Consider the following 391-nt stretch of genomic DNA (forward strand, 5'->3'; position numbering starts at 1 on the left):
TTTTTTGTTCTTTAACAACTTATCAGACAATCTGTGTGGGCACTTGTTGATTGACTTTGTTTAAAAATATTTTTTAATTTTGAAGTCTTAATAGGTGCTTAAACTAGAAATTCATTTTTACTTAAAAGTAATATGTAAACTTTAGCTAAGCAGTTTATTGAGCGATTAAACTTTTTGAATTGAAGAGTTTGATCATGGCTCAGATTGAACGCTGGCGGCAGGCTTAACACATGCAAGTCGAACGGTAACAGGGAGGAGCTTGCTTCTTTGCTGACGAGTGGCGGACGGGTGAGTAATGCTTGGGAATCTGGCTTATGGAGGGGGATAACTACGGGAAACTGTAGCTAATACCGCGTAATATCTTCGGATTAAAGGGTGGGACTTTCGGGCC

At 39.1% G+C, this 391-nt stretch carries 1 rRNA gene; it reads left to right on the forward strand.

Annotated elements, in window-relative coordinates:
* Positions 1-176: 176 nt before the first annotated feature.
* Positions 177-391 (forward strand): 16S ribosomal RNA (locus AM305_RS11535); the annotation flags it as partial.

It is taken from the genome of Actinobacillus minor NM305 (genome assembly GCF_000175195.1).
Lineage (GTDB): Bacteria > Pseudomonadota > Gammaproteobacteria > Enterobacterales > Pasteurellaceae > Haemophilus_A > Haemophilus_A minor.